We start from the raw sequence: 20259 nt of genomic DNA, 5'->3' as shown, positions 1-20259 counted from the left end.
TGATGATCGGTTATCCGACACTTACCTCCCGTACATGACCTTGATGGCCTTGACGAGTCGGGCCACGTCGGCCGGGGTGCGCTCAAAGGTCATCGACGGCAGCAGCGACCGGGCACGACGTCGGGTGATCGCCTTGGCCCGACCGAACTCACGCAGGCCGTCCTCCCCGTGGATCCGCCCGAAGCCGGAGTCGCCCACACCGCCGAACGGCAGGGTGGACATGCCGGCGAAGGTCAGCGTGGAGTTGATCGACGCCATCCCGGAGCGCAGTCGCCGGGCGGTGGCCACCGCACGCCGCCGGCCGAAGACCGAACCCCCGAGACCGTACGAAAGGGCGTTGGCGCGGGTGACAGCCTCGTCGACGTCGCGGACCCGGCTGATGGTCAGCGTGGGACCGAAGGTCTCCTCGCGGACCGCAGCCGACTCCTCCGGTACGTCCACCAGCACTGTGGGGTGGACGTACGGCGGCTGTACGGCGCTCGGGCCGCCGAGCACGGCGCGCCCGCCGGACGTGATCGCGGCGTCGATGTGCCGGCGGATGACCTCGATCTGCTTGGGCATGGTGATCGGGCCGATGTCGGTGCCCTCCGGCCCGACCGTCAGCCGACCGGCGCGGGCCACCACCTTGTCGACGAAGGCGTCGAAGACGGCGTCGACCGCGTACACCCGCTCGATGCCGATGCAGGTCTGGCCGGCGTTGGTCATGCCGCCCCAGACGCACGCCTCGGCGGCCGCGTCCAGGTCGGCGTCGCTGTCGACGATCATGGCGTCCTTGCCGCCGCCCTCGATGAGCACCGGGGTCAGCGTCTCGGCGCAGGCGGCCATCACCTTCCGGGCGGTGGCGGTGGAGCCGGTGAAGGCCAGCTTGTCGACGCCGGAGCGGCACAGCGCCGCGCCCACGTCGCCCAGCCCGTGCACGGCGGTGAAGACCGGCTGCTCGGGCACCACCTCGGCGAAGCTGTCCACCAGCCACTGCCCGACGGCGGGCGTGTACTCGCTCGGCTTGAGCACCACGGCGTTGCCGGCGGCGAGGGCGTACGCGGCGGAGCCGATCGGCGTGAAGACCGGATAGTTCCACGGCCCGATCACGCCGACCACCCCGTGCGGCTGGTATTCGAGGTGCCCGGAGAACTCGGCGAGGATGAGCCGGGACCGCACCCGGCGCGGACCGAGCACGCGGCCGGCGTTGCGGGCGGCCCAGTCGATGTGCTCGATCGCGGTGACGATCTCGACGATCGCGTCGGCGATCGGCTTCCCGCCCTCGACGTGAACCAACTCGGCCAACTGCTCGATGCGCTTGGCGAGCAGGGCACGCCACCGCAGCATCCGCTGGCGGCGGCCGGTGAAGCCGAGACCGGCCCACCACTCACCGGCGGCGCGGGCGCTGTCGACGGCCTGCCGCACGTCGGCGTCGGTGGCGACCGGGAGGCGACCGGCCTCGGCGCCGGTCGCCGGGCTGGTGGAGACCAGTTGGCCCGCGTCGATGACCGGAACGCCCGGGATATGCACTGCCGTCATGGCGGAAGTCTAGACCTGAGGATTACTCACCGGTAGGGTCCCCGATTCGGGGCCCGGGGACCGGCGTCGCACCAACCCGACCGATCGTTGATCAGTGCAGGTCAGGGCGTTGGTGACGAATGCGGCCCGCCCGAACCGTCGAACGGCAGGTGGCCGGGAGGTGACGAGAGGCTGACCGGCCGGTCGGTATTGACGACTACCGTCTGATGGCAAGCTGACGCGCGGAGTGACGGTGTGGGGTGGAGGGCTGACTGTCCATGGAGGAACATCCGGAACTGATGCCGCTGTTGACGGTCGCGGGTGGACCGATGCGCGGTGCGAGCTTTCGCATGCGAGCCGAGATACAGGTGATCGGCCGAGCGCCGACCGGTCAGGTGGTCATCAACGACCCACACCTGAGCCGTCGCCACGCCGAGGTGTGGCTGGCCCCGGAGGGCCCGTCCCTGCGCGACCTGGGCTCCACCAACGGCACCTGGCTCAACGACCGGCGGATCACCGAGGTGGAACGACTCTCCGACGGCGACGTGATCCGGCTTGGCCGCACCGAACTGCGCCTGTTCGACCCCGGGGTGGCGCTCACCGACCCGGTGGGGCTCAGCTTCGGCCCGTCCAGGCGCGACGTCCGACCGACGCTGCCGCTGCCGCTGGCCGCGCCACCCGGCTCGCGTCGCTGATCGCCTGGCGGCCGGCCACACCGGGCAGCTCGGTTAGGTGGCGGTCCGACACCTGGACCGGCGGGGACACCCGTGGCACCATGCCGCGGATGGAGACCGAGCAGCGGACCGTGACGGCGAACGGCATCACCCAGGCGGTACGGGTGGCCGGCCCGCCGGACGGCACACCGGTGTTGCTGATCCACGGCAACTGCTCGTCCGCGCTGTTCTGGGAGCCGCTGGTCCGCCGTCTGCCACCGACGCTGCGGGTGGTCGCCCCCGACCTGCGGGGGTACGGCGACTCCGCGACCGCCCCGGTGGACGCCACCCGGGGCCTGCGGGACTTCGCCGACGACGTGGCCGCCCTGCTGGACGACCCGACGCTCTTCGACGCCGACGCTTGCCCGGTGGTGGTCGGGCACTCCCTCGGCGGCGGGGTGGCGATGCGCCTGCTGGTCGACCACCCGCACCGGGTGGGGGCGTTGCTGCTCGCCGCACCGGTCTCCCCGTACGGTTTCGGCGGCACCCGCGACCTGATCGGCACGCCAACCACAGCCGACTTCGCAGGCACCGGCGCCGGCACGGCGAACCCGGACTTCGTCGCCCGCCTCGCGGCCGGCGACCGGAGCACGGACGCGCCGGCCAGCCCCCGCGCCGTGCTGCGAGCCACCTATGTGGCCGATCCCGCCTCTCTGGTCGAGGACGAGGAACTGCTGCTGGACACCGTGCTCTCCACCGCCACCGGGGACGACAACTACCCGGGCACGGCGGTGCCGTCGGAGAACTGGCCGGGCACCGCGCCGGGGGAGCGCGGGGTGCTCAACGCGCTCGCGCCGACCTGGTTCCGGCTCGCCGACGAACTGGTGGCCGTCGCCGAGAAACCGCCCGTCACCTGGGTACGCGGAGACGTCGACGTCATCGTCTCGGACACCTCGCTCTTCGACCTGGCGTACCTGGGTTCGCTGGATCTCGTGCCCGGCTGGCCCGGCGCGGACGCCTGCCCACCGCAGCCGATGGTCGGCCAGACCCGGGCGGTGCTCGACCGGTACGCCGCGGCCGGCGGCGCGTACCACGAGGTGGTGTTGCCCGGTTGCGGGCACAGCCCGCACCTGGAGCGCCCGGCGGAGTTCGTCGCGGAGTTGTTGGCCCTGACCAGCGTGTCGGCCGGGTAGCGGCGCCGCTGGGCCGTGGGTGAAATATGCCACGGCGTCTCGACAACTCACCGTCACGTGGCAGACTCGCGCGCATAACCTTAGCGGCCGTTCAGTGGCCGTGCGGAGTCTCTGGGGAGGCCGGTCGTGGGGCGCGAGTTCAGCACCGTGGGTGTGGTGGGGCTGGGCACCATGGGTGCCGGCATCGTCGAGGTCTTCGCCCGCAACGGCATCGACGTGGTGGCCGTGGAAATCTCCGCGCCGGCGCTGGAGCGCGGCCGGGCCACCCTGAAGGGCTCCACCGACCGGGCGGTCGCCAAGGGCAAGCTCGCCGAGGCGGACCGCGACGCCCTGCACGAGCGGGTGCACTTCGCGGTCGGGCTGGACGCGCTGCACTCCGTCGACCTGGTCATCGAGGCGGTGCCCGAGCACCTGGACCTCAAGCAGCGGATCTTCGCGGAACTGGACCGGGTCTGCCGACCGGAGACGATCCTCGCCACCAACACCTCGTCGTTGAGCGTCACCGAGATCTCCGTCGCCACCAGCCGACCCAACCAGGTGATCGGCATCCACTTCTTCAACCCGGCCCCGGTGATGAAGCTGGTCGAGGTGGTCCGCACTGTCGTCACCGCACCCGAGGTGGTCGCCGACGTGGAGGCGCTCTGCGCCCGGCTCGGCAAGGTCGACGTCACCATCAACGATCGGGCCGGCTTCATCGCCAACGCGCTGCTCTTCGGCTACCTCAACCACGCGGTCGGCATGTTCGAGTCGCACTACGCGACGCGGGAGGACATCGACGCCGCCATGAAGCTCGGCTGCGGCCTGCCGATGGGCCCGCTGGCGTTGATGGACCTGATCGGCCTGGACACCGCGTACGAGATCCTGGACACCATGTACCGGCGCGGCGGGCGGGACCGCCGACACGCCCCGGTGCCGCTGCTCAAGCAGATGGTGACGGCAGGGCTGCTCGGCCGGAAGTCGGGCCGGGGCTTCTACACCTACGAACGGCCCGGCTCCCCGGTGGTCGTACCGGATGAGGCGACGCCGCTGGCCACGGACGGCGCGCTCGCCGACGGCGCGCGCGCCATCGCGAAGGTCGGCGTGGTCGGCTCCGGAACGATGGCCACCGGGATCATCGAGGTCTTCGCGAAGGCCGGCTACGAGGTCGTCTCGGTGACCCGTGGCATGGAGAAGTCCGCGAAGGTCTGCGAGGCGGTGAAGACCTCGCTGAACAAGGGCGTGGTGCGCGGCAAGCTCGCCGAGGCCGACCGGGACGCCGCCCTGGGCCGGATCAGCTGGTCCGCCACGCTCGACCATCTCGCCGACGTCGACCTGGTGGTCGAGGCCGTCGTCGAGGAGTTGAGCGTCAAGAAGGCCCTCTTCGCCAGCCTCGACGAGATCTGCAAGCCGGGCGTGGTGCTGGCCACCACCACCTCGTCGCTGCCGGTGATCGACGTGGCGATGGCCACCCAGCGGCCGGCGGACGTGGTGGGGCTGCACTTCTTCAACCCGGCCCCGGTCATGCCGTTGGTCGAGGTCGTCCGCACCATCCGCACCTCCCCGGAGGCCACCGCCACCGCCCGCGCCGTCTGCGCCGCGCTCGGCAAGACCGGTGTGGTCTGCGGCGACCGGTCCGGCTTCATCGTCAACGCGCTGCTCTTCCCGTACCTGAACGACGCGGTGAAGATGCTGGAGGCCAGCTACTCGACGGCCGACGACATCGACCACGCCATGAAGTTGGGCTGCGGCTACCCGATGGGCCCGTTCGAGCTGCTCGACGTGGTCGGGCTGGACGTCTCCCTGGCCATCCAGCGCGAGCTGTACCTGGAACTGCGCGAGCCGGGCTTCGCGCCCGCGCCGCTGCTGGAGCACCTGGTCACCGCCGGCTACCTGGGCCGCAAGACCCGCCGCGGCTTCCGCGACCACTCGCACCGCTGACCGGGTCAAACGCCGGGCGGCTCCGGCGGCGTCTGCATGGTGTGATTTTCGAGGAGTACGTCGGCAGCCGCGGCCCGGCCCTGATCCGGCTGGCGCGGCTGCTGACCGGTGACGAGCACCGGGCCGAGGATCTCACCCAGGAGGTGCTGTCCCGGGCGTACGTGCACTGGCGCAAGATCTCCCGGGCGGACCGGCCCGACGGGGTGCCCGGGGCTGCCGCCGACCCGGCGCTGGTCGGCACCGACCCGGACGTGCTGCACTTCGGCCTCGACCCGGCCCGGGCCCGCTACCTCGGCTGGGAGGTCAGCGGTGGGGGCGAGTCCCTACGGCTCAGCGTGGCGGACAAAGGAGGCGGTCCAAGCGCTGCGCTTCAACGAGGCCCGGCGTTGCGCGGCGCCGCTACGGCTGGACGCCCTCCCCGCCGGCGCGAAGGTCACCGCCTGCTCGGTCGGCGTCGCCTCGTACCCGCGTCTCATCACCGCCCACCTCACTCTTCAGCGGCCGGACCACCAGGTCATGTGGGTGCGGTACCAGTACCTGAGCACAGCGGGCACGAGCACCAGGGCGAACCGGACCGTCGGTGGTCGACCCGCGTTCCTCTCCCCGAATGGGACGACGTTGGAGCTGGTGGGCATCAAGGGGACGACAGCGGCTGTCGATTTCGGCCTGCCCCAGGGGAGCGAAGACCCGCCAAGCAGATTCACCGAGGCGGACGCGACGGTCCTGCTGGCGGGAGCGCGGATCGCCACCGATCCGATCCAACCGGACAGCTGGTAGTGATCTCAGCTGTCGGGCGGGCTGGCCACGGGGTCGTCCCGTCCGACGGAACGTACGCTTGGTGACTGTGAGCCCCCGTCGCAATCGCCCTCGCCGGGACGAGAACGCCAACCTGGACGCCGACCGGGTCCGGCAGGGCGTCGCCTCGGTGCAGCAGTGGACCGACGGTGCCTGGCAGGTACGCGGCATCGGCGCGGGCGCGTCGGTCAAGACGTACCGCTGCCCCGGTTGTGACCAGGAGATCCGACCGGGGGTGGCGCACCTGGTGGCCTGGCCGGCGGACGGCCTGGGTGACCTGACCGACCGGCGGCACTGGCACAGCGGCTGCTGGCGCGCCCGGGACCGGCGCGGCCCGGCGGTGCAGCGTGGCCGGGGCTCCCCGCGCTACTGAGCGACCGCGCCCGGGGCGCTGCCGGGTAAGGGTTTGGCGACCCGCCCGGTAGCGACCTGGGTCACCCTGTTCGTGCCTGGGCGGGCGGCGGCGGCGACTTCACGACAGACTTGGGCGGTGAGCACAGCGATCCGCGCGTCGTCGATCCTGCCCGGCCGCCGGGAGGACATCGAGCTGCACACCGCCGACGGTCTGCGGCTGGTCGGTGAGCTGGCCCTGCCGGCCGACCGACCGCCGGTGGCCACCCTGGTCTGCCTGCACCCGCTGCCCACCCACGGCGGAATGATGGACAGCCACGTGTTCCGCAAGGCAGCCTGGCGGCTGCCCGCGCTGGCCGACCTGGCGGTGCTGCGGTTCAACACCCGGGGCACCAGCAGCGTGCGCGGCACCAGCGAGGGAGCCTTCGACGGCGCGGTGGGCGAGCGGTACGACGTGGCCGCCGCCATCGAGTACGCGGAGTTCGCCGAGCTGCCCAACGTCTGGCTCGTCGGCTGGTCGTTCGGCACCGACCTGGCACTGAAGTACGGCTGCGACCCGGCGATCGCCGGGGCGATCCTGCTCTCGCCGCCGCTGCGCTTCTCCGCCCCCGAGGACCTGGCCACCTGGGCCGACTCGGGTTGGCCGCTGGTGGCGCTGGTGCCGGAGTTCGACGACTACCTGCGCCCCACTGAGGCGCGGGAGCGGTTCGCCGCCGTGCCGCAGGCCGAGGTGGTGGGGGTGCCGGGTGCCAAGCACCTGTGGGTGGGCGACGCGGAGACGGTGCTGGACGAAATCGTCCGGCGGGTCAACCCGGCCGTCGAGGTGCCGCTGCCGACAACCTGGGACGGCCCGATGGAGGCCGGCGACGTCAGCGCGTACGCCGACCGGACGGTGGCCGCCTTCGCCGACACCCCCGTCCCCGGCCCGGCCGCCGCCAAGGCGGACTGATCCACCGGCCCGCGGTCTGGCCTCCGGTCGGCGGGCTGACGCTCAGCGGCGCTCCTGGCGGGGCAGCACCACCTCGCGCAGGATCAGTTGCAGCGCGGCCACCGTGGGGATGGCGATCAGCGCGCCCACCACACCCAGCAGCGCCACCCCGAGCAGTGCGGCCAGCAGGGCGGCCACCTCGTTGACCTCCACCGAACGCCGCATCACCTTCGGGTAGATGAGGTAGTTCTCCACCTGCTGGTAGATGAGGAAGAAGACCGCGCAGGCGATACCGGTGGGCAGGTCGGCGGCGAAGCCGACCAGACTCACGATCACCGCGCCCAGGGTGGCGCCGATCTGCGGGATCAGGTCGGTCACCGCGACCACCACGGCCAGCGCGAACGGGTACGGCAGGTCGACGATCAGCGCGAAGACGAAGGTGGTCGAGCCGGCCAGCACCGCGATGCTCAGCGCGCCGACCATGTAGGCGCCAACCTTGGCCAGTATTTCGTCACCGATCAGCTGCACCCGCTGCCGCCGCGACCGGGGCACCAACGAGTAGCCCAGCGAGCGCAGCTTGTCGAAGTACGCCAGGAAGTAGATGGTAAGCACCAGCACGGTCAGCGTCCGGAACACCGTGCCGAAGATCAGTTGTGCGCCGCCCAGCACCCCGCCGAGCGCCCGTCCGACAGTCTCCGCGTTGGCAGCGCCCTGCACCCGCTCCACCACGTCGTACCGCTCCACCAGGTCATTGACCGTCGGGTTGCGGCGCAACTCGTCGAGCAGGCTCGGGATCTGGTCGATGAACTGCCCCGACTGGGTGACGATCGGTGGCACCAGCGCCACCACGCCGCCGCAGAGCAGCAGCACCACAGTCAGGGCGACCCCCGCCACCGCCAGGCCGTGCGGCACACCCCAGCGGCCCAGTCGGACCACCGCCGGGTTGAGGCCGACCGCGAGGAAGAGCGCGATCACCACCAGCACGAGGATGCCGCCGGCATTGCGAATCCCCAGATAGAGGGTGTACGCCAGCAGCACGCCCAGCGCACCGGTGAAGCCGAGCAGGAAACTGCTGCGGCGCAGTGGCCGCCCCGGTGTGCCGAACTTTCCGGGCGGGACCGCCGGCGGCTCCTCCGGGTCGACCCCCGGGACGGGGACCGGCACCGGCGGTGGTGTTTCCGCAGGCGGTGGCATATCCGCCGGCTGCGGTGTCTCCGCCGACCGGAGACCGGGGGTCACGTCCGGGTCGTCGCCGGAGGGGTCGTCGCCGGACGGGACGTGCTGCGGCACCAGGGACCTCCCGGCTCAGGCGGTGGGACGACGGGCGACGGCCACGAACGCCCGCCACGCGGCAGGCGCGAACACCAGCACCGGACCGGACGAGTCCTTGCTGTCCCGCACCCCCACCACTCCGGGCAGGTTGTCCGCCACCTCGACACACTCTCCGTTGCCGCTACGGCTGGACGTGCGCCAGAGCGCGCCGGTCAGGTCCATGAGGTCACAACTTCCTTCATCAGTTCGATCGACTGGCGGCGGGACAACGCACCGTTTCTGATCATCTCCCAGCGCGCCAGCAGCGTAGCCACCTCATGGTCGCCATCGACCACGAGGCCGTCAATCTGGTGCTCCATGTGCCCCACCCAACCACCGTCGGCGCCTCGGGCAGATTGAACGGCCCGGAAAGGCCGACGTGCAGCCCGGTCTCGGCCGGAACGATGTGCAGGCTGACGTGTGGTCGCTCCAGACTGGCGACGAGGTGGGTGATCTGCTCGACCATCAACCCGCGGACCTCCTCGCCGGCACGCCGCAGCACCAACTCGTCGACGACCGCGACGAACTGCGGCGGCTCCGGCTGAACCAGCCCGGCTGCTGCTCAAGGCGGAGTTCGACGAGGACCCGGCCGCGCTGACCATCTACCTCGCCGGGCTCTACCACGAGGCGGCACGACCTCTACCAGCTCAATCCCTACGACGGGCCGGCGCCCCGGGAGTTGTTCGAACGCTTCGTGGCGTGGGGCCCGTTCCGCCGCCCGATCATCGACCCACCTCCGGACGTCGGCTAGACCCGGCCGGCGCGCAGATCTTGGACACTTTCCGTTACGCCCTAACGGTAAGTGTCCAAGATCTGGTGGTGCGGCGGCGGTCGACGGCGAAGGCTGTCGGGATGCTGCCCGCCGATGACGCCGACGCACTCGACTGGCTCGCCTTCGAGCAGGCGGGCGTGCTGACGACCGCGCAGATCGCCGGGTTGCTCAGCGAGGGGCGGGTGCGGGGCCGGATTCGCTCCGGTCGGTGGCGGTCGATCTGTCGCGGGATCCTGCTGGTCGGCAACGGCCGACTCACCCGCGACCAACAGCTCTGGGTGGCGGTGCTGGCGGCCGGGCCGGGGGCGGTGCTGGCCGGGGTGTCCGCCGCCGCCGAAGCCGGGGTACGGGGGCTGCGACGCGAACCGCTGCACGTGCTGGTGCCGGCAGCCCGCCGTGCCGCGCGGACCACCCTACGTCGACTGCCGATCGACATGCCTGCGGTGCTGGTCCATCGCACGACGGTCCTCCCCGAGGCCCATCTCCAACATGCCCGCCCACCGCGCACCACGACTGCGCGGGCGCTGGTGGACGCGTCGGGCTGGGCGGCCGGCGTGGACGAGGCGCAGTCGGTGCTGGCCGCCGGTTGCCAGCAACGCCGGGTGCTGCCCGAGGAGTTGCAGGCGGTGCTCGACGTCCTCCCTCGGGTCCCCCGTCGGCGGCTGATCGGGCAGACCATCAGCGACATCGCGGGCGGCGCGCAGGCGCTCTCGGAGATCGACTTTCTGCGGCTGTGCCGCCGGCACCGGCTGCCCGCCCCCGACCTTCAGGAACACCGGGTCGACGCGGCCGGCCGGAACCGCTGGCTGGACGCGTACTGGCGGGAGTGGCGGGTGCAGGTGGAGATCGACGGCGCGCACCACATGGACGCCAAGCAGTGGGCGGCGGACATGCGTCGGCAGAACGACGTCTGGACCAGCGGCGACCGAATCCTGCGCTTCCCGGCCTGGCTGGTTCGCGCCCGCCCGGACGAGGTCGCCGACACCGTCCGCCGCGCTCTCGTGGCAGCCGGCTGGACCCCCACCCCACCCCTGCGTCACCCGACGCAAAAGTGAATCTTGGACACTTTCCGTCAGCCGCTGACGGAAAGTGTCCAAGATCTCGAAGCTCACGCGGGCTCGCGTGCCCGTCACTCCTTCTCGATGGTGACCTTGCTGGGCTTGGCGCTGCGCTCGTCGGTGGTTGGCTTTGTCGGTCGCTTGCCGTTCTCACCGGTGCTAGTGATCTTGGTGGGCTTGGCGCCCCGGCCACCCTCGCCCGGAACGGCGGCCACGGTCGGCTCCCCGTCCACCCCGGCGCTCGCCGTCCCACCATCCACGGTGGTCACCGGCTCGGCCACCGGCCGGGTCGTGGACTGCCCGGACTCCTCCGCGCCGGCGTTCACCGGCTGCCTGGTGTCGGCGGGCTCCGTCTTCAGCCCGGTGCCCGTACCCGACCCGGAGGCCGCGCCGGCGGCAACGCTCACGCCGTCGTCCCCACCACCGGGCCCGCCTCCGTTCGCGCTGGCGTCTCCGGCCGGCGCGGTCGGGCCGTCGATCGGACCGGCGACACTCTGCAACCGCAGCTCGGACATCTGACGCTGGAGCTCGTCGGACTCCTGCCGGGCCTTCCAGGTCTCCTGCCGCAGGTCTGCGAGCTGCTGCTGGGCCTGAGCGATCTCCAACATCACCTGGGCCAACTGCTGACGGCCCGCCGCCGACTCCTGCTGGGTCGCCGCCAGGTGCTGCTGAGTGGTGGCCAGGTGCTGCTGAGTGGTGGCCGCGTACTCCTCGAACTGCCGCCGGGACGCCGCGACATGCTCGTCGGCCTTGCGGCGCTTGTCGCTGGCCTCCGCCTCGGCCTGGCTCAGCAGCTCGGCGGCCTCCGCCTCGGACCGCTGGCGCAGCGCCGCCGCGTCCTGCTCGGCCGCCTGACGGACGCTGGCCGCGCCCTGCTCGATCTCGTTCTTGCGAGCCGTGTACTCGGTCTCCAGCTCGTTCTTCCGGGCCGAGTATTCGTTCTCCAGCTCGTCCTGACGGGTGGTGAACCCGTTCTCCAGCTCCTGCTGACGGCTGGCGAGCCCGGCCTCCAGCTCCTGCTGGCGCGCCGCGTGTTGCTTGTCCAGCTCGTCGCGGCGCTTGGCGAACTCCTGCTCGGCCGCGGACCGTCGCTGCGCCAACTCCCGGTCGGCCGCCTCCCGACGGGAGTTGACCTCCTGCTCCACCCCGGCCCGCCACGCGCCCAGCTCCTGCTGGGTCTGCGCCCGGGTGTGCTGCACGTACGCCTCGGTCTCGGTGCGCATTCGTTGCACGTACGCCTCGGTCTCGGCGCGGCTGCGCTTCGCCGACTCGGTGGCCTGCGTCGTCAGCCGCTCGGCCTCCTGCTGCGCCTTCGCGCGGGTGGCCCGGCCGGCCATCGACGCGTCGTCGATGATCTGTTTGGCCTCCTGCTGGGCCTTGGCATGGGTGGCCCGCCCGGCCTCGGTCGCCGTGTCGGTGAGCCGCTTGGCCTCCTGGAGCGCCTTGGCGTGCACCTCCTTGGCGGCATCGCGCAGATCGCTGGCCTCCTGCCGGGCGTTGGCCAGCGTCTCGCGGGCCGTCTCGCGCAGCTTGGTGGCCTCCTGCTGGGCCCGGGTGTGGATCTCCTTGGCGGAATCCCGCAGCTGGGTGGCCTCCTGCTGGGCCTTCGCCAGCGCGTCCTGCGCCGCCTTGCGCAACTGCGCCGACTCGTCCTTGGCCGCCCGCAGGGTCGCGTCCGCCTCGGCCCGCTGGGCGGCGCTGTGCCGCTCCTCCTCCGCGCGTCGGGCGGCGAGGGCGATCTCGAAGTCCTTCAGAGCCCGCGCGGCCTGCTCGCGGGCCTCCTCGATGATGTGCTCGGCCGCGGCACGACGCGCCTCGATCTCCCCGTTCGCGTCGGCGAGGATCTGCTCGGCCTGCTCCTCGGCGAGAGTGAGGATCGACTCGACCCGCGGGCCGAGGTGCCGGAACGACGCCCGGTCGACCACGTTCATCTGCTTGCGCACCTGGGTCAGGTCGCGCTGGAGAACCTCGACCTGGCCGGCGAGCTTGTGGATCTGTGTGTACGCCTGTTCCCGTTCGGAGGCGAGGGTCGCGATCTCGTGCTCAGCACGTGCGACATAACGGTCGACCTGTTTCTTCTCGTACCCCCGCAGAGCGGACTCGAAGCTGGGCTCCGTCGTCACGTCCCCGCCGAGAGCGAACAGTTCCTCGCCGTGCGACATGCCCCCATCCTCACACGCAACGGGCCCTGCTGGGGCGATACGGACGGGCCTTGTGGGAGCTACTTCACTCCGTTGCGGTCACCGAATACCAGGGGTTAGGAAACGCATACGGCGCGAGGTGGCACCGGTTACCCGGTGTCACCTCGCGCCGTCGATGCCCCGACCTGACGCCTCGCGTCAGCCGGCGGTCTCCGCGGGCACCCGCTCCTGACCGCCATCGGTCTTCTTGGCTGCTTCCGGCTTGGCAGCCGGAGCGGCCTGCGCCGGCATTCCCGGAACGATGCCGGCGAGGCCGGAGAGCATCTGACCCAGCTGCGACGTGACAGCGTCCTTCTGCCGGGTGAGGTCCTCGACCTCGCGGCGGGCGGCCTGCGTGGTCAGCTCCGCCTCGGTGCGGGCCTCGGTGAGCAGGCGCTGCGACTCGGCCTTCGCCTCGTTGAGGGTCTTCTCCGAGTGGGCCTTGGCCTTGTCGACCGTCTCGGCGGCGTTGCGCTCCGACTCGACCCGCCGCGCCTCGGCGCGCTGCTCGATCTCCTTGGCCCGCTCCTGCGCGGCCCGGGCACGCTGCTCGGCCTCGCTGACCATCTTCTGGGTCTGCGCGACCTGAGCGGCGTGCCGCTCGGACTCCTCGCGCTCGGCCTTCTCCCGCCGCTCGGCCAGCTGGAGCTCCAGAGCCTGCAGGTCCTTGTCGCGCTTGTCCCGCGCATCGGTGAGCAGCTTGGTCGCCTCGGCGCGCTTCTCCTCAGCCTCGCGGGCGGCCTTCGCCCGCTGCTGGGTGATCTCCCGCTCGGCGGTGGCCCGCAGGGTGGCGACCTCCCGCTCGACGGTCGACTTCAGCTCGGCCACCTCGTGCGCGGTGACCGTACGCAGCTGCTTGGTCTCCCGGTCGGCGTCGGCGCGCAGCGTGTCGGCCTCGCGGCGAGCCTGCACCCGGACCTCGGCGGCCTCGCGCTCGGCGGCCGTACGCAGGTTGCCCGCCTCGCGCTCGGCGCTCGCCTTCATGGCGGCGGCCTCGGCGCGGGCCTTGTCGGTGATCTCGCGGGCCTCGAGGCGGGCGGCGGAGAGGATGCCCTCCGACTCGCGCTTGGCCTCGTTGCGGTGGTCGTTGGCCTGCTCCTCGGCGAGCCGGAGGATCTGCTCAACGCGCGTGCCGAGCCCGGAGAGGGTGGGTCGGCTGTTCTCTTCGAGCTGCTTGTTCGTGTCGGTGAGCTTCTGCTCCAGCGCACTCATGCGCTGCTCGGCCTGGCGGAGCCGACGCTGGGCGTCGTTCATCCGCTGCTCGGCCTCGGCACGGGCCTGCTCGGACTGGGTCAGCGCGGCGGTCATCCGGCCGAGGAAGTCGTCGACCTGATGAGTGTTGTATCCGCGCAGGCCAACGGTGAAATCTGGCTGCGAGTTCGCGTTATCGAAGAACGCGAGAGGGGAGGACTGCTGCTGGGGCATTGGGACATACTGGCAGACGCCCCAGGGTGCTTCGCAAGAGCGGTGCGAAGCTTTCGTGCCCTCTTTACATGGTCAACTCCCGCGATCGGCCAGGTTGGACCAATCGGCGATCTTGGCAGGTCCCGGCCTGTCGGACGCCACGCAGCGTGACGCGGAAAAGGGCCCCGGGGTTACCCCGAGGCCCTTTGTTCGATCCGGGTGGCCTATCCGCTAATGGGGGCGGAAGAACAATGAGCGATCAGCGCAATGGTCATCCAGCGTTCCACCGTCCGGCCGGGACCCGCCCCGGCTCCGGATGCCCGTCGGTGCCCCCGAGGGTCGGCGGTGCCGCTCAGTGACCCCGGAAGCGGTTGATCGCGTCCTCGTGTCGGGCCCGCAACTCCCCGTCACGTACGCCCAGCCCGTCGGTGGGTGCGAGGCAGCGCACGCCGACCTTGCCCTGGTGGGCGTTGCGGTGCACCTCGTACGCGGCCTGGCCGGTCTGCTCCAGCGGGTAGGTGCGGGACACCGTGGGGTGCACCTTGCCGAGCGCGACCAGGCGATTGGCCTGCCACGCCTCGTGGTAGTTGGCGAAGTGGCTGCCCACGATCCGCTTGAGGTGCATCCACAGGTAGCGGTTGTCGTATTGGTGCAGGAAGCCGCTGGTGGAGGCGCAGGTGACGATGGTCCCGCCGCGCCGGGCCACGTAGACGCTGGCGCCGAACGTCTCCCGACCTGGGTGCTCGAACACGATGTCCGGGTCCTCGCCGCTGGTCAGCTCGCGAATTCGTTCGCCGAAGCGCCGCCACTCGTCCGGGTCCTGGGTCTCCTCGTCCTTCCAGAAGCGGAAGCCCTCCGCGGCCCGGTCGATGACCAGCTCCGCGCCCATCTTGCGGCACAGCTCGGCCTTCTCCGGTGAGGACACCACGCAGACCGGAATCGCGCCGCCGTTGAGCGCCATCTGGGTGGCGTAACCGCCGAGGCCGCCAGAGGCGCCCCAGATCAGCACGACGTCGCCCTGCTTCATGTTGGCGCCGTGGTGCGAGACGAGCTGCCGGTACGCGGTGGAGTTGACCAGCCCGGGACTGGCCGCCTCCTCCCAGCTCAGGTGCCGCGGCTTGGGCATCAGCTGGTTGGCCTTGACCACCGCCAGCTCGGCCAGCCCGCCGAAGTTGGTCTCGAAGCCCCAGATCCGCTGTTGCGGGTCGAGCATGGTGTCGTCGTGCCCGGCCGCGTCCTCCAGTTCGACGGAGAGGCAGTGCGCGACCACCTCGTCGCCGGGCGCCCAGCGGGTCACCCCGGGGCCGGTGCGCAGCACCACGCCCGCCGCGTCCGAGCCGACCACGTGGTACGGCAGGTCGTGCCGGCGGGTCAGCTCGGAGAGCCGGCCGTAACGCTGGAGAAACTTGAAGGTGGACACCGGCTCGAAGATGCTGGTCCACACGGTGTTGTAGTTGATCGCGCTGGCCATCACGGCGACCAGGGCCTCGCCCGGACCCAGCTCCGGCGTCGGCACCTCCTGCACGTGCAGCGCCTTGCGCGGGTCCTTGTCCCGGGTGGCCATGCCGTCGAACATCCGGGCCTCCTCGGCGCGGACCACCACGCCCCGGTAGCTCTCCGGTACGGGCAGCCCGGCGACGCCGGCGAGTTCGCGGTCCGGATCGTTCGATTCCTCCGCCGCCATGATCGCTTCGAGGATGTCCTGCACGGTGACCTCCGGTTCGTCCGCACCCGCACGGGTCCGGGTGCTGCCATCGTCGGCGCCGGTGGGCACGACCGCCATGTCGGCATTCGACACATCCGGCACCGGTCGCGCTCCTGTGGGGCCGGACGTTACTGAACGGTAGCTAGGCCGGGAAGTCCTCTGTGAAAAACTGCATCCGCCGATGCGTGAAGGTGTCCAACCACCCCGCCAACCGCGCACTGACGTGCGTGCACCCGCCCTCCAACGGACGCCGCCCCTCGTTGATCAAGAGCTCCCGGTCATCTCTGCGGCGCGGGATGACGCAAACCTCTTGAGCAACGAGGGGCGGGGGTGGGGCGTCAGTGGGGGGTGGGAGCGGGCTGGACCAGTTCGACGAGGACGCCACCGGCGTCCTTGGGGTGCACGAAGTTGATCCGGCTGTCCGCGGTGCCACGCCTCGGAGCGTCGTAGAGCAGGCGCATGCCGCGCTCACGTAGCGCCGCGCAGGCCACGTCGATGTCCACGACCGTGTACGCGACCTGCTGCACGCCCGGCCCGTTGCGGTCCAGGAACTTCGCGATCGTCGACTCCGGGGTGAGCGGGGCGAGCAACTGCACGCAGCCACCCTCGGTGGTCGGCCCGACGGCCAGCATCGCTTCCCGAACGCCCTGCTCGGTGTTGGTTTCCACGTGGACGCAGCGCATCCCGAACGTCCGCTGGTAGAAGTCGATCGCGGCGTCCAGGTCGGCCACGGCGATCCCGACGTGGTCAATCTTGCGAAGCCCGATGTCTGTGACGTAGTCCGCACCGGGCTCGACGGGGGAGTTCTCTGCCATGGCGCTAGTCTGGCCGAACAATCGTTAAGGCGTACAGCTCGGCACCCCCTCGGAGGCAGGCATGGCTTCGGTGATCGTCAGCGGCGCACGGACCCCGATGGGCCGGCTGCTGGGCAACCTCAAGGACCTCCCGGCCACGAAGCTCGGCGGGATCGCCATCAAGGCGGCGCTGGAGCGTGCCGGCGTCAGCCCGGACCAGGTCCAGTACGTGATCATGGGGCAGGTGTTGCAGGCCGGCACCGGCCAGATCCCGGCTCGGCAGGCGGCGGTCGAGGCCGGCGTGCCGATGTCCGTGCCGGCGCTGACCATCAACAAGGTCTGCCTCTCCGGCCTGGACGCGATCGCCCTGGCCGACCAGCTGATCCGGGCCGGCGAGTTCGACATCGTGGTGGCCGGCGGTATGGAGTCGATGACCAACGCCCCGCACCTGCTGATGGGCCAGCGCACCGGCTACAAGTACGGCGACGTGGTGGTCAAGGACCACATGGCACACGACGGGCTCAGCGACGCCTGGGACTGCTGCTCGATGGGCGAGTCGACCGAGCGGCTCGGTGCCAGGCACGGCATCTCCCGCGCGGAGCAGGACGCCTTCGCCGCCGCCAGCCACCAGCGGGCCTCCGCGGCGCAGAAGAACGGCCACTTCGCCGACGAGATCGCCCCGGTGGTCATCCCGCAGCGCAAGGGTGACCCGCTGGTGATCACCGAGGACGAGGGCATCCGCCCGGACACCACCGTCGAGTCGCTGGCCAAGCTGCGCCCCGCCTTCGCCAAGGACGGCACCATCACCGCCGGCAGTTCGTCGCCGATCTCCGACGGCGCCGCCGCGGTGCTCGTGATGAGCAAGGCCAAGGCGAAGGAGCTGGGGCTGACCTGGCTGGCCGAGATCGGTGCGCACGGCAACGTGGCGGGCCCGGACAACTCGCTGCACTCGCAGCCGTCCAACGCCATCAACCACGCCCTGAAGAAGGGTGGCCTGAGCGTGACGGACCTGGACCTCATCGAGATCAATGAGGCGTTCGCGCAGGTCGGTGTCCAGTCCACCCGGGACCTCGGGATCAGCCCGGACAAGGTCAACGTCAACGGCGGCGCGATCGCGCTGGGGCACCCGATCGGCATGTCGGGCGCGCGTCTCGTACTCACCCTCGCCCTCGAGTTGAAGCGGCGTGGCGGTGGCACCGGCGCGGCCGCGCTGTGTGGCGGCGGTGGCCAGGGCGACGCGCTGATCATCCACGTGCCGGGCAAGGCCGAGACCAGCCAGTGAGCGCGAGGAGTGAGCCGGTCTTGCGAGCCCCGCAGTCGCGAACAGGGATGGCGCAGTGAGCGAGGCTGAGCACGTCCCGGCAGCGGGCACCACGTCGGTGCGCCGCAGCCGGGACGTACCGCTGCTGGTCGAGCGGGCCCGCTCGGGCGACCCCCGCGCGGTGGCTCGCCTGATCACGTTGGTGGAGAACGGTGACGCGCTGTTGCCGGAGATCGCCGCGGCGCTGGCGCCGTACGCCGGGCAGGCCCAGGTGGTCGGGCTGACCGGTTCACCCGGGGTGGGCAAGTCGACCACCACGAACGAGCTGGTCCGCGCGCTGCGGGCGCGCGGGCACCGGGTTGGCGTGCTGGCGGTCGACCCGTCCAGCCCGTTCACCGGCGGAGCGATCCTCGGGGACCGGGTGCGGATGCAGGACCACGCCACCGATCCGGGCGTCTACATCCGGTCGATGTCCAGCCGGGGGCACCTCGGCGGGCTGGCCGCGGCCACGCCGCAGGCGGTCCGGGTGCTGGAGGGCGCCGGCTGCGACGTGGTGCTGGTCGAGACGGTCGGCGTCGGGCAGGCCGAGGTGGAGGTCGCCTCGCTGGCCGACACGACGCTGGTGCTGCTCGCACCCGGGATGGGCGACGCGATCCAGGCGGTCAAGGCCGGCATCCTGGAGATCGCCGACGTGTTCGTGGTCAACAAGGCGGACCGGGACGGCGTCGACGCCACCGTCCGTGACATCCAGGGCATGATCGCGCTCGGTGAGCGCGGGCCGGGGCAGTGGCGGCCCCAGGTGGTCCGGTCGGTCGCCGCGCGGGGCGAGGGCATCGACGACATCGCCGCCGCCATCGACAAACACCGGGGCTGGCTGGTCGAGCACGGCGAGCTGCGCCGCCGCCAGGAGGCGCGGGCCGCCGCCGAGATCGAGGCGATCGCGCTCGGCACCCTCCGCGCGCGGATCGGCTCACTGCGCGACGGTACGGAGTTGGCCACGCTCGCCACCAAGGTCGCCGAGGGCGCGATCGACCCGTACACGGCGGCGGACGAGTTGCTCGCCCAGCTCGCGCGCTGACCGGCGACCCGCCGGCCGGCGCGTCCACCTGGAGGAACCCGATCGGCACCGTCCGGTGCGGACCGAAGCCGTCGCCGATTCGGCCGGTCGGGGCGCGCCGCACGCCCGCAAGCGAAGGTCGCTCTGGTTTTAGTAGGCTCGCCGCGCGTGGCCGCAAGCGGGGCTTCCGCGAAGCGGGCTGACGAGCCGGTCGGTCCACAATGCACCGGGACCAGGGGAGATGTGATCATGACGGACGCGGTGGAGAACGCTGGCGTAGTGCAGCCCGCGACGGGCGCGGCCCGGGGTGTCACGTCGGTTTCCGACGAGGTCGTGGAGAAGATCGCCGGTACGGCCGCTCGTGCCGTGCCCGGTGTCGCCGATCTCGGCGGTGATGTTTCCCGGTTCTTCAACAGCGTGCTGGACAAGATCGGCCTGGACGAGGTGGGCGACGCTCGGCGGGGCGTGTCGGCCGACGTGAAGGGCAGCTCGGCCGTCATCAACGTGGTACTGGTGATCGACGCCGGTCACGTCGTGGCCGACGTGACCGAGGCGGTGCGGGCCGCGGTGATCGAGGCGGTGGAGAAGTACGGCCTGACGGTCACCCAGGTCAACGTCACTGTGGACGACATCGAGCTGAACCAGCCGGGGGCGGCAGCCGGAGCCTGAGACGTAGCTGCCCGGCGGTTTCACGGCTGCCGGACCGTCCGCCAGGAACATCCCGGGACGGCATCGTCCCAGTAGGCTCGCACCGCCCCATTTGCACCGGGGCCGGACGTGCCCAAACGTGGTGGTGCGAGGAGTGGGGAGCGACTGTGGACTTGGAAGCAACGCGGGAGCTGACGAGGGCGTCGGTGCCGGCTGGCGGGACGACGCAGGTTGCCGACGAGGTGATCGAGAAGATCGCCGTCGCGGCGGCCCGCGCGGTGCCCGGCGTGGCCGACCTGGGCGGGGACGTCGCCCGGTTCTTCAACGCGGTTCTCGACCGGGTCGGGCTCGACCAGGTGGGTGACGCCCGGCGGGGTTGCTCGGCCCACGTGACCGGGGACGCCGTCGTGGTCAACCTGGTGTTGGTGATTGAGGCCGGTCGACCCGTGTCAGAGGTCACCGGTCAGGTGCGCGCTCGTGTGACCGAGGCGGTCGAGGCCTTCGGGTTGCGGGTCGATGAGGTCAACATCCGGGTCGACGACATGGCGATCGGCGAAACCCCCATTACACCCCCGGCCTGAGCGGTGTGCGGCGCGACCTGCGCCACCTCCCAGGTCGATCATGCAGTCGTGGTGGCCAGTTTGGCCCCGGCTGCGGGATTTGTGTACCACCACAACTCCATGATCAGCGTGGCGTCTGCCGTTACTCGCCGGTAGGGCGTGACTTAGCGATCGT

19 protein-coding genes and 3 pseudogenes are annotated in these 20259 nt (G+C 71.3%); 13 read left to right on the top strand and 9 right to left on the bottom strand.

Annotation, left to right across the window (positions count from 1 at the left end; translation table 11 throughout):
• Positions 1–21: 21 nt before the first annotated feature.
• Complete coding sequence (locus ACIA47_RS19095) at positions 22–1518, bottom strand: aldehyde dehydrogenase family protein (RefSeq protein ID WP_396709496.1); 1497 nt, start codon at positions 1516–1518, stop codon at positions 22–24.
• A 257-nt stretch (positions 1519–1775) separates the two neighbouring features.
• On the opposite strand from ACIA47_RS19095, the gene ACIA47_RS19090 reads away from it, so the two are divergent.
• The 7 genes and pseudogenes from ACIA47_RS19090 to ACIA47_RS19060 all read left to right on the top strand — a co-directional run bounded on the left by ACIA47_RS19090 (position 1776) and on the right by ACIA47_RS19060 (position 7355).
• Positions 1776–2192: an FHA domain-containing protein gene (locus tag ACIA47_RS19090; protein WP_091405846.1), complete on the top strand. Its 417-nt coding sequence runs from the start codon at positions 1776–1778 to the stop codon at positions 2190–2192.
• 80 nt (positions 2193–2272) lie between these two features.
• Complete coding sequence (locus tag ACIA47_RS19085; protein ID WP_396709494.1) at positions 2273–3343, top strand: alpha/beta fold hydrolase; 1071 nt, start codon at positions 2273–2275, stop codon at positions 3341–3343.
• A gap of 126 nt (positions 3344–3469) precedes the next feature.
• Positions 3470–5260 carry a 3-hydroxyacyl-CoA dehydrogenase family protein gene (locus ACIA47_RS19080; RefSeq protein WP_203120490.1) on the top strand — a complete coding sequence of 597 codons (1791 nt, stop codon included), beginning with the start codon at positions 3470–3472 and terminating at the stop codon, positions 5258–5260.
• Positions 5261–5301: 41 nt separating this feature from the next.
• Positions 5302–5460: pseudogene (locus ACIA47_RS19075) on the top strand (sigma factor); the annotation flags it as partial.
• 109 nt (positions 5461–5569) lie between these two features.
• The gene (locus ACIA47_RS19070; RefSeq protein WP_396709778.1) at positions 5570–6037 is read left to right on the top strand and encodes a hypothetical protein; all 468 of its coding nucleotides are present in this window, start codon (positions 5570–5572) and stop codon (positions 6035–6037) included.
• 67 nt (positions 6038–6104) lie between these two features.
• The gene (locus ACIA47_RS19065) at positions 6105–6428 is read left to right on the top strand and encodes a hypothetical protein (RefSeq protein ID WP_350858561.1); all 324 of its coding nucleotides are present in this window, start codon (positions 6105–6107) and stop codon (positions 6426–6428) included.
• Between the two features lie 117 nt (positions 6429–6545).
• Entirely contained in the window at positions 6546–7355 is an 810-nt protein-coding gene (locus tag ACIA47_RS19060) for an alpha/beta hydrolase (protein ID WP_396709491.1), read from the top strand.
• A gap of 42 nt (positions 7356–7397) precedes the next feature.
• Here ACIA47_RS19060 and ACIA47_RS19055 read toward each other — a convergent pair whose 3' ends face one another.
• The 4 genes and pseudogenes from ACIA47_RS19055 to ACIA47_RS19040 all read right to left on the bottom strand — a co-directional run.
• Positions 7398–8624 (bottom strand): AI-2E family transporter, encoded by a 1227-nt coding sequence (locus ACIA47_RS19055; RefSeq protein ID WP_396709489.1) that lies wholly within the window; start codon positions 8622–8624, stop codon positions 7398–7400.
• A gap of 15 nt (positions 8625–8639) precedes the next feature.
• Positions 8640–8828, bottom strand: a complete 189-nt coding sequence (locus ACIA47_RS19050; protein ID WP_203120493.1) for a DUF397 domain-containing protein — start codon at positions 8826–8828, stop codon at positions 8640–8642.
• Positions 8819–8965, bottom strand: coding sequence for a hypothetical protein (locus ACIA47_RS19045; RefSeq protein ID WP_205780131.1), 147 nt, complete (start codon positions 8963–8965; stop codon positions 8819–8821). Before ACIA47_RS19045 ends, ACIA47_RS19050 begins: the two co-directional genes overlap by 10 nt.
• Before the next feature lie 89 nt (positions 8966–9054).
• A pseudogene (locus ACIA47_RS19040) lies at positions 9055–9147 on the bottom strand (DNA-binding protein); the annotation flags it as partial.
• Between ACIA47_RS19040 and ACIA47_RS19035 the strand changes: the two are divergent.
• Positions 9108–9396, top strand: a pseudogene (locus tag ACIA47_RS19035) (hypothetical protein); the annotation flags it as partial. The pseudogenes ACIA47_RS19040 and ACIA47_RS19035 sit on opposite strands and share 40 nt — an antisense overlap.
• A gap of 101 nt (positions 9397–9497) precedes the next feature.
• Positions 9498–10472: a hypothetical protein gene (locus ACIA47_RS19030; protein WP_203120498.1), complete on the top strand. Its 975-nt coding sequence runs from the start codon at positions 9498–9500 to the stop codon at positions 10470–10472.
• Between the two features lie 74 nt (positions 10473–10546).
• On the opposite strand, the gene ACIA47_RS19025 is transcribed toward ACIA47_RS19030, so the two are convergent.
• The 4 genes from ACIA47_RS19025 to mce form a co-directional block, all read right to left on the bottom strand.
• Complete coding sequence (locus tag ACIA47_RS19025) at positions 10547–12637, bottom strand: hypothetical protein (protein ID WP_396709486.1); 2091 nt, start codon at positions 12635–12637, stop codon at positions 10547–10549.
• Between the two features lie 177 nt (positions 12638–12814).
• On the bottom strand, positions 12815–14080 hold the full coding sequence (locus ACIA47_RS19020) for a DivIVA domain-containing protein (protein WP_091405818.1): 1266 nt from the start codon (positions 14078–14080) through the stop codon (positions 12815–12817).
• A 331-nt stretch (positions 14081–14411) separates the two neighbouring features.
• Positions 14412–15767 (bottom strand): crotonyl-CoA carboxylase/reductase, encoded by a 1356-nt coding sequence (gene ccrA, locus ACIA47_RS19015; RefSeq protein ID WP_203120499.1) that lies wholly within the window; start codon positions 15765–15767, stop codon positions 14412–14414.
• 335 nt (positions 15768–16102) lie between these two features.
• Positions 16103–16579: a methylmalonyl-CoA epimerase gene (mce, locus tag ACIA47_RS19010; RefSeq protein WP_091405814.1), complete on the bottom strand. Its 477-nt coding sequence runs from the start codon at positions 16577–16579 to the stop codon at positions 16103–16105.
• A gap of 61 nt (positions 16580–16640) precedes the next feature.
• Here mce and ACIA47_RS19005 point away from each other — a divergent pair, with 61 nt between their 5' ends.
• From ACIA47_RS19005 to ACIA47_RS18990, 4 genes are all read left to right on the top strand, one after another.
• Positions 16641–17840: an acetyl-CoA C-acetyltransferase gene (locus ACIA47_RS19005; RefSeq protein ID WP_396709483.1), complete on the top strand. Its 1200-nt coding sequence runs from the start codon at positions 16641–16643 to the stop codon at positions 17838–17840.
• A 55-nt stretch (positions 17841–17895) separates the two neighbouring features.
• Positions 17896–18897, top strand: a complete 1002-nt coding sequence (gene meaB, locus ACIA47_RS19000; protein WP_396709481.1) for a methylmalonyl Co-A mutase-associated GTPase MeaB — start codon at positions 17896–17898, stop codon at positions 18895–18897.
• A 228-nt stretch (positions 18898–19125) separates the two neighbouring features.
• A complete protein-coding gene (locus ACIA47_RS18995; RefSeq protein WP_396709479.1) occupies positions 19126–19545 on the top strand; it encodes an Asp23/Gls24 family envelope stress response protein in 420 nt (139 codons plus the stop codon).
• Between the two features lie 146 nt (positions 19546–19691).
• Positions 19692–20105: an Asp23/Gls24 family envelope stress response protein gene (locus ACIA47_RS18990; RefSeq protein WP_396709477.1), complete on the top strand. Its 414-nt coding sequence runs from the start codon at positions 19692–19694 to the stop codon at positions 20103–20105.
• Positions 20106–20259 lie beyond the last annotated feature (154 nt).

This window comes from Micromonospora sp. NPDC051227 (genome assembly GCF_044455385.1).
GTDB lineage: Bacteria > Actinomycetota > Actinomycetes > Mycobacteriales > Micromonosporaceae > Micromonospora.
The sequence above is the reverse complement of the archived record's forward strand: the minus strand, read 5'-3'. Positions and strand labels throughout refer to the sequence as shown.